We start from the raw sequence: 7,941 nt of genomic DNA, 5'->3' as shown, positions 1-7,941 counted from the left end.
ACCCCCCCCCCCCCACCCCCACCCCGAGCCATCTGGCTCGGGGGTGGTGTTTTTTGTTAAAACCCCCCCGGGCCCGGGGCCCCCCCCCGCCGGAACCCCGGGCGCCGTTTCCTGCTTCGAAGCACGCTGCGGGGGGACCTCCCGCGCCGGGCCGGCCAGCACGGCCTCCGCCGCGCGATCGGCCGCATCGGGATCCTGCAGGTAGCTCCCCTGCGCGGGGTCCCCGTCCGCCGAGTTCGCCGCGATGCCCCTCAGCTCCCACAGGACCCCGGCGCCACCGGCGAGCACCACGCAGCACACGCCGACGAGCAGGCGGACCTTTACGGCCCGTCCGCGAACCCTGCTGAACATCCGGTACTCCCGCCCTGAAACCCCGATCGGCTCCCTGTTCTACGCGCGGCACGGCGAGGGGAGTTCCGGCTTCCGGACGTGTCCGTCCTCACAGCCGGCACGCCCTGGTGCCCCCGTCACCCCCCGTCCTTCCGGACGTCACACAACTGGCCTACCCTCCACCCGAGTTGGGACGTGGGCAGTGACAGGGCAGACAGGAGCCGGACACATGGGACTGCGGAACCGGATCGCGGGAGCGGCGACGGCGGGCCTCGCGGCCCTGATCCTCGCACTGGGCACGGCCCCGGCGGGTGCCGCGGGTGCCGCGGGTGCCGCGGGTGCCGCGGGGGCCGCGCGGGCCCCGGGAGCCGCCGCCGACCTCCCGTACGCGGGATCGACCGGCGTCGGCGTGCACAACGCGTACGAGAAGTCCAAGTACCCCTTCTTCGCGGACGCCCTCGACTCGGGCGCCGCGATGCTGGAACTCGACGTGTGGACGAACTTCTTCGGCAGCTCCTGGCGCGTCTCCCACGACAACCCGTTCGGCAACGACAGCAACTGCGAGAACGCCGCCACCCCCGCCCAGCTGCGCACCAAGTCCCGCAACCAGAACCTCGCCGGCTGCCTCTCCGACATCCGCAGCTGGCACGACGCACATCCCGGCCACCGTCCGATCGTCCTCAAGCTCGAGCTCAAGGACGGCTTCGCCGCCAACCTCGGGCGGGGACCGGCCGACCTCGACGCCCTGCTGAACGCGAAGCTCGGCGACGCGCTCTACGGCCCCGGCCGGCTCGCCGCGGGCCGGCCGGACCTGGACACCGCCGCCCGGGCCGGTGCCTGGCCGGGCCGCGCGGCGATGGCCGGCACGTTCGTGGTGGAGCTGATCCCCGGCACGCTGGAGGAGGGCAACCCGGCCGACTCGCTGTGGACCGACCGGGAGTACGCCGAGCACCTGCGCGCCCTCGCCGCCGCGGGCCGGCTGGGCGAGGCCGCCGCCTTCCCCGCCGTGCACGGGGCCGCGGCCGGCGACCCGCGCGCCCGCTACGCCGACGCCGCGCTGCGCCCCTGGTTCGTGGTCTTCGACGGGGACGCGAGCGCGTACGCGGGCGGCTCGATCGACACGGCCTGGTACGACCGCAACCACTACCTGCTGATCGCCACGGACGCCCAGAACGTGGCGCCCGCCATCGACGGCGTCCACCCGACGGAGGCCCAGGCCCGGGACCGGGTGGCCCTGATGGCCGCGCACCACGCCTCCATCGCCTCGGCGGACTGGTACCCGCTGCCGTCCGTGCTGGCCGCGGTGGTCCCGCGCGGCTAGTACCCTTATTGCGAACTATTCGCAATAAGGGTCGGGTGTGCGGGTCTGATGGCTGCTTCTCCGGTGGTGCTCGGCATCGAGTCCTCCTGCGACGAGACGGGCGCCGGCATCGTGCAGGGCGGCCGCCTCCTCGCGCACGTCGTCGCGTCGAGCATGGACGAGCACGCCCGTTTCGGCGGAGTCGTCCCCGAGATCGCGGCCCGCGCCCATCTGCACGCCTTCAACCCGGTGGTCCGCCGGGCCCTCGACCAGGCCGGACTGCGCGCCGAACAGCTCGACGCGGTGGCCGTCACCACCGGCCCCGGCCTCTCCGGCGCACTCCAGGTCGGCCTGGCCGGGGCGAAGACCCTCGCGTACGCCCTGGGCGTCCCGCTGTACGGGGTCCACCACCTGGCCGGGCACGTCGCCGCCGACACCCTGGAGCACGGGCCGCTGCCCGAGCCGTGCGTGGTGCTGGTCGTCTCCGGCGGGCACACCTCGCTGCTGCTCGTACGGGACCTCGTACGCGAACCGATCCTGCACCTCGGGGACACCCTGGACGACGCGGCCGGGGAGTGCTTCGACAAGGTGGCCCGGGTGTTCGGCCTGCCGTACCCGGGCGGCCCGGCCATCGACCGGGCGGCGCGGGGCGGCGACCCGAAGGCCGTCACGTTCCCCCGCCCGCTGACCGCCGGGCCGCGCGGGCGGGACCCGTACGCGTACTCCTTCTCCTTCTCGGGGCTGAAGACGGCCGCGGCCCGCTGGGCCGAGGGCCACCGGCAGCGCGGGGAGCGCCTCCCGGTCGCCGACGGCGCCGCCTCGCTCCAGGAGGCGGTGGCCGACGTACTGACCCGCAAGGCGGTCGCGGCCTGCACGGAGTACGGCGTGAAGACGCTGGTGGTGGTCGGCGGCGTGGCCGCCAACTCGCGGGTGCGGTTCCTGGCGGAACGGCGCTGCGCCTCGGCCGGGATCGAACTGCGGGTACCGGCCATGACGTTGTGCACGGACAACGGGGCGATGATCGCGGCGGTCGGCGACCTGCTGGTCCGCGCCGGGGCGGAGCCCGCCCCGCGGCACGGGCTGACGATCGACCCGTCGGCCCCGCTGGAGTACGCGGCGCTCCACCCGACGGCGGGCTGACGCGCCCGCGCGGACGCCGGGGAATCCGGGGGCGTACCGGGGTCTCGTGCGGGGGTCTTGTGCGGGAGTCTCGTGCGGGGGTCCCTGAAGGGTCCTGCGGCACCCTGGGGCACCCTGGTCGGACAACCACACCCCGAGGAGCCCCAGTTGTCCGACCAGGCCGCCCGTCCGACCACCCCGCCCGCGCGCCACGTCACCTTCGAACGCCTGCACAACTTCCGCGATCTGGGCGGCTACCGCTCCGCCGACGGCCGCACCGTCGCCTGGGGCGCGCTGTACCGGGCCGACTCCCTCGGCAAGCTCGCGGGCGGCGACTGGGACCGCTTCCTCGGGCTCGGCATACGGACCGTCATCGACCTGCGCTACCCGTGGGAGATCGAGGCCAAGGGCCGCGTCCCCGAGCCCGGGCGGTTCACGTACGCCAACCTCAGCATCGAGCACCGCCCGTACGACCAGGCCGCGATCGACCCCGACATCGACCCCTGGCGGTACCTGGCCGACCGGTTCGCCGAGGTGACCGAGGACGGCGTGGTGGAGATCCGCCGGGCGATCGAGCTCATCGCCACCGGTCCCGGCCCGGTGGTCTTCCACTGCACTTCCGGCAAGGACCGCACCGGCCTGATCGCGGCATTCGTCCTGACCCTCCTCGATGTGTCCGAGGAGGAGATCCTGGCCGATTTCGCGCTCACCGAGCTGGCCACCGCCCGCCTGACGGCCGACTGGCACACCGCCAACCCGGGCCGCACCATGCGCTGGCCTGCGTACGGCCGGGCCCCGGCGACGATCATGTCCCTCGTCCTCGCCGACCTGACCACGCGCTATGGCTCGGCCGCCGGCTATCTCGCCGACCGCGTGGGGATCGCGCCCGGGACGGCGGAGCGGCTGCGGGAGCGTCTGCTGCGCTGATCATGGCCGGAATGTGACGACAGTGAACAGGGCGTGCACTCTTGCCAGTTGAGGTGGGTATCCCAACAATGCGCATGACAACCGAAGGATCTTCGGTTGCATCGTCATATAAGAGGGGAACCCCCACATGCCCCACATCAACAAGCCGCTCGCCGGCGCCGCGCTCTCGCTGTTCCTGATAGGAGCGGCGGCGGCCCCGGCCGTGGCGTCCGCACCCCAGGACAAGACCGCCGCGGCCGTCGCCGTGAACTACGCGGGAACCGTCGCGCTCAGCAACTGCTCCGGTTCCGTCGTCCGCGCCCCCGGCTCCCAGCCGACCGACCCCGCGCTCGTCCTCTCCAACGGGCACTGCCTGGAGACCGGCTTCCCCGGGCCCGGCGAGGTCGTCAAGGACCAGGCGTCCAGCCGCTCGTTCTCGCTGCTCAACGCATCGGGCTCGCGCGTCGCGACGCTGCGCGCGAGCAAGGTCGCGTACGCGACGATGACCGACACGGACATCTCGATCTACCAGCTGACCAAGACGTACGCGCAGATCCAGAGCCAGTACGGCATCAGCGCACTCACCCTCAACGACGCGCACCCGGTGCAGGGCACGGCGATCAAGGTCGTGTCGGGGTACTGGAAGCGGACGTACAGCTGCAACGTCGACGGGTTCGCGTACCGCCTCAAGGAGGGCGAGTGGACCTGGAAGGACTCGGTCCGCTACACCTCGTCCTGCAACACCATCGGCGGCACCTCGGGCTCCCCGGTGATCGACACGACGACGGGCAAGGTCGTCGCCGTCAACAACACGGGCAATGAGGACGGCCAGCGCTGCACGGACAACAACCCGTGCGAGGTGGACGAGACCGGCAAGGTCACCGTCCGCCAGGGCATCAACTACGCGCAGGAGACGTACATCATCGTCCCCTGCATCGGCGCGGGCAACAAGATCGACCTGAACCTCCCCGGCTGCACCCTGCCCAAGCCGTAACGCGACACCTCGGCACGACGGGCCGCCCGCTCGACCGGGCGGGCGGCCACGGCGGGTCGCCGGCCCGCACCCTCCCACCCTGTGCCAGCGTTGACGGGTGCGATCCGCTCACGATGCCCTGACCCCGTTCCTGCACAGCGACATCCCGTACCCGGAGAAGGCGCTGCGCACCATCGCGGTGTACGTGCTGATCCTGGTGCTGCTCCGGCTCACCGGCAAGCGCCAGCTCGCGCAGCTGAGCACCTTCGACCTGGTGGTCATGCTGCTGCTGGCCAACGTCGTGCAGAACGCGGTGATCGGCCCCGACGACTCGGTCGTCGGCGCGGCCTTCGGGGCCGCCGTGCTGCTCGCGGCGAACGCGCTGATGGACCGCCTGGCCGCCCGCTACGAATGGCTGGGCCGCCTCCTGGAAGGCACCCCGACCACCCTGGCCCGCGACGGCCACTGGCTCACCGCGGTGGTCCGCCGCAACGGCCTGCGCGTGGCCGACCTGGACGCGGCGGTCCGCCACCAGGGCGGCGACGACGTCACGGAAACCACGGAGGTCACCCTCGAACCGAGCGGCACCCTGGTGGTCCAGCTGGCGGAACCGGAACAGTCGGCGGACAAACAGGACATCGCCGCCCTCCGGGCCACCCTGACCACCCTCACCCGGAAACTCGACGCCCTGACCGCCAGAATCCCCTGACCACCCCACGACGCACCCCGGCGGTGTCTGCCCCGTCAGACGGGGCTCGCCGGCGCCGTGCTGTCGGGGATCGCGGCTCGGGCGGCGGCGACGAACGCCTCACGCGCGGACTCGGCGCGTTCCATGAGCGGGTCCCGGACCCAGCCGCCGACCAGCTCCGGCCAGGCTGCGGGGCAGCGGTTGGCGAGTGCGACGGTCTGCTCGACCTGCGCGGCGGACATCGTCATGCTCTCGCGAAGGCAGTGGTCCAGCAGGTCCCGGTCGCGCCACCGGTCCTCTTCGTCCTTGGAGGCCCAATCGGTGAGGAACTCCCACGCCACGAACGCAGCGTTGTGGGCGCTGTCTTCGCACCACTCCGGGTTGCCGGGGCAGCGCTCGACTTCCGCGCTCCCAGGACACCACTCGGCTTCGAGCGCGGCGAGTGCCGCGCGCAGCACGGCGCGGTCCGGCGCCAGCCGTTCGAGGCGCAGGCACTGCAGGCGCAGGGCCCGGGCAGAGGACAGAAGGTCCGCGGGGGCGACCAGCTCCAGCGCGGGATACGCCTCTCCCACGGCGTTGGCGTGTTCGAAGAGGAGCGGGTGGCGCTCCTCGTGCGCGAGGCCCGGTAACTGCTTCACCGTGCGGATCAGGGCGTCCGAAGCCCGCAGGAACTCCGCCGCAGCCGAATCGATCCGGGTGCGATGCCATGTGAGGCCATCGGCCCGCCCCTGGACGTGGGCGACCTCCAGGGACGCGTCAGCCTGATGCCGACCCGCTGCGATGGCGGCGTCCGCCGCGCGCTCCGCACTGCGCTTGCTCCACCACGCGGTGACGAGTGCCGCCGGAACGGAGAGAACCGCAGCGAGGGCGCCCAAGTCCGCCATGTCCATGGGTGAATTCTGCCGGGGACGGCTCCGGTTCGGGGGGGCGAACAGGACGGCGGCCCACGAGGAGATCCTCTTGAAGGCGTCACCCTCATACCGCTGTCCTGCGGAAGTCGACTGGAGAAGTTTCCTCGCCTTCGGCGAGCCTGTCGGTGCGCTTGATCCTCCCCAGCGGCTCCCCACCGGGGCCTCGTTCTCCCCGGCGGAGGCCGCATCTGGAGCACGATCGCCGCTGGTCGGGACCGTGATCCGCTCTTTGCCTCGCCTGGCTGAAAAGTGAACCGACCCTCCGCGTCCGGGGGAGACTGGGGGAAGATGATCATCAGAGTGAGCAGGAGGTAAGGAAACCCGATGAGTGCGTTCGTGTACGTGCCGGCCGACGATCCGCTCTTCGGCGCGATCCGGATCGAACTCGACCACGAGGCCGGGACGCTGGGTGTGAGCGGGCACGGACTGCCGCCGGTCGAGATCCGGCGCGCCCCGGGCACCTCGCCGGTGAGCCACGTGCCGATCGGGACCCGCGACCCCGAGCACCTGACTCTCCTCGTCGACGGCGCGGGGACAGCCCTGAGGCCCTCCAAGGGATTCCTGACCCGACGCTCGTACCGCGTCGAGGTCGTTTCCGCGGCACGGGAGTGCCGCTATGTGCTGGTTCCGGACTCCCTCGGCACCAGCCGGCTGCTACGGGACGGGCGGCTGCTCGGCGTCTTCGCATCGACCGGCGACGGGCACGTATCGGCCGACTGGGAGGCGGCGAGCGCGACCGGGGAGGCCCAAGAGCCCTATGACGCGTCCGTGGGGTACGGGCTCGCCGCGGCGTTCGGCACGGGTGCCGAACCGATGTGGCAGATCGCCCTGAACGCCGCGCTCGAACTGTGGCCGTGAAAGGGCCTCGGTCCTCCGTCCGGGGCACCGGGTGGCAGCAGGCCGAACGCGCTGCGAAAGCGACGCCGTGGTATCCCTCGGCCGCGACGAGCGGGGCGTCACGCTGCTCGTCGATCCCGGCCACCCGAAGGTGAAGGCCCTGTACGAGGGTTGGGGGTACCTGCACATCGGCGACCAGCAGCCGTTCCCCGACGCCCCGGTGTACACCACCATGCTCCGCACCCTCGGGTAGCGGCCGTTTGCGTACGAGCAGCACCTGCGGCTCGGCGTGGGTCGGCGCCGGGGGCTACAGCCAGTCGCGCTTTTTGAAGATGATGTACAGGCTGACGCAGACCACTGCCATCAGGAGGATGGCGAAGGGGTAGCCGTAGTGCCAGCTCAGTTCGGGCATGCTGGCGAAGTTCATGCCGTAGATCGTGCCGACCAGGGTGGGTGCGAAGAGGATGGCGGCCCAGGAGGAGATCTTCTTGAAGTCGTCACCCTCACGCGGCTGACCTGCGGAAATCGCCCGAACAGACGGCTCGACCTGCGACGATCGGCCTTTCTGAGCCTTTCACCGTGCTGCCAGTTTGTGCGGCCGATCCTCCCCAGCGGCTCCCCAACGAGGCTTCATTCTCCCCGGATTCTCCCCAGCCACGGATGCCTTCGAGGGTGAAACGGCGCTGGTCAGGGCGTTACCCGGGTGCAGGGGCGGGGCTTACGCAATGTATCGAAGCTATGCGGGAGCCGGGCCCGCCGCGTCTGGGCCTGCCCGACCGGGGCCTGGTCCGGGGGCGCCGCCGCGCCCCCCAGGGGGCGAAATAGCCCGTCAACCGTGCGGGCCCCGCGTGGTGACATATACCCCGCGAGGTGGGCC

At 71.9% G+C, this 7,941-nt stretch carries 8 protein-coding genes and 2 pseudogenes; 7 read left to right on the top strand and 3 right to left on the bottom strand.

The window, feature by feature from the left end; genetic code table 11:
* A pseudogene (locus tag ACFXA3_RS27645) lies at positions 1 to 351 on the bottom strand (hypothetical protein); the annotation flags it as partial.
* A gap of 208 nt (positions 352 to 559) precedes the next feature.
* Between ACFXA3_RS27645 and ACFXA3_RS27640 the strand changes: the two are divergent.
* The 5 genes from ACFXA3_RS27640 (at position 560) to ACFXA3_RS27620 (ending at position 5,337) form a co-directional block, all read left to right on the top strand.
* The gene (locus tag ACFXA3_RS27640) at positions 560 to 1,651 is read left to right on the top strand and encodes a phosphatidylinositol-specific phospholipase C domain-containing protein (protein WP_385191121.1); all 1,092 of its coding nucleotides are present in this window, start codon (positions 560 to 562) and stop codon (positions 1,649 to 1,651) included.
* A gap of 48 nt (positions 1,652 to 1,699) precedes the next feature.
* Positions 1,700 to 2,770 (top strand): tRNA (adenosine(37)-N6)-threonylcarbamoyltransferase complex transferase subunit TsaD, encoded by a 1,071-nt coding sequence (gene tsaD, locus ACFXA3_RS27635; RefSeq protein ID WP_385191119.1) that lies wholly within the window; start codon positions 1,700 to 1,702, stop codon positions 2,768 to 2,770.
* A gap of 147 nt (positions 2,771 to 2,917) precedes the next feature.
* The gene (locus ACFXA3_RS27630) at positions 2,918 to 3,676 is read left to right on the top strand and encodes a tyrosine-protein phosphatase (RefSeq protein WP_385191118.1); all 759 of its coding nucleotides are present in this window, start codon (positions 2,918 to 2,920) and stop codon (positions 3,674 to 3,676) included.
* 136 nt (positions 3,677 to 3,812) lie between these two features.
* Positions 3,813 to 4,649, top strand: a complete 837-nt coding sequence (locus ACFXA3_RS27625) for a serine protease (protein ID WP_385191123.1) — start codon at positions 3,813 to 3,815, stop codon at positions 4,647 to 4,649.
* A 97-nt stretch (positions 4,650 to 4,746) separates the two neighbouring features.
* A complete protein-coding gene (locus ACFXA3_RS27620) occupies positions 4,747 to 5,337 on the top strand; it encodes a DUF421 domain-containing protein (RefSeq protein ID WP_385191116.1) in 591 nt (196 codons plus the stop codon).
* Positions 5,338 to 5,372: 35 nt separating this feature from the next.
* On the opposite strand, the gene ACFXA3_RS27615 is transcribed toward ACFXA3_RS27620, so the two are convergent.
* Entirely contained in the window at positions 5,373 to 6,206 is an 834-nt protein-coding gene (locus ACFXA3_RS27615; protein ID WP_385191114.1) for a hypothetical protein, read from the bottom strand.
* Between the two features lie 345 nt (positions 6,207 to 6,551).
* On the opposite strand from ACFXA3_RS27615, the gene ACFXA3_RS27610 reads away from it, so the two are divergent.
* Both ACFXA3_RS27610 and ACFXA3_RS27605 read left to right on the top strand, forming a co-directional pair.
* Positions 6,552 to 7,085 (top strand): hypothetical protein, encoded by a 534-nt coding sequence (locus tag ACFXA3_RS27610; RefSeq protein WP_385191113.1) that lies wholly within the window; start codon positions 6,552 to 6,554, stop codon positions 7,083 to 7,085.
* A gap of 67 nt (positions 7,086 to 7,152) precedes the next feature.
* A complete protein-coding gene (locus ACFXA3_RS27605; RefSeq protein ID WP_385191111.1) occupies positions 7,153 to 7,317 on the top strand; it encodes a hypothetical protein in 165 nt (54 codons plus the stop codon).
* A gap of 54 nt (positions 7,318 to 7,371) precedes the next feature.
* On the opposite strand, the pseudogene ACFXA3_RS27600 reads toward ACFXA3_RS27605, so the two are convergent.
* Positions 7,372 to 7,557 (bottom strand): annotated as a pseudogene (locus tag ACFXA3_RS27600) (CorA family divalent cation transporter); the annotation flags it as partial.
* Between the last annotated feature and the right edge of the window lie 384 nt (positions 7,558 to 7,941).

It is taken from the genome of Streptomyces sp. NPDC059456, assembly GCF_042750055.1.
GTDB lineage: Bacteria > Actinomycetota > Actinomycetes > Streptomycetales > Streptomycetaceae > Streptomyces.
Note: the sequence above shows the minus strand (reverse complement) of the source record. Positions and strands in the feature narration are given on the sequence as shown.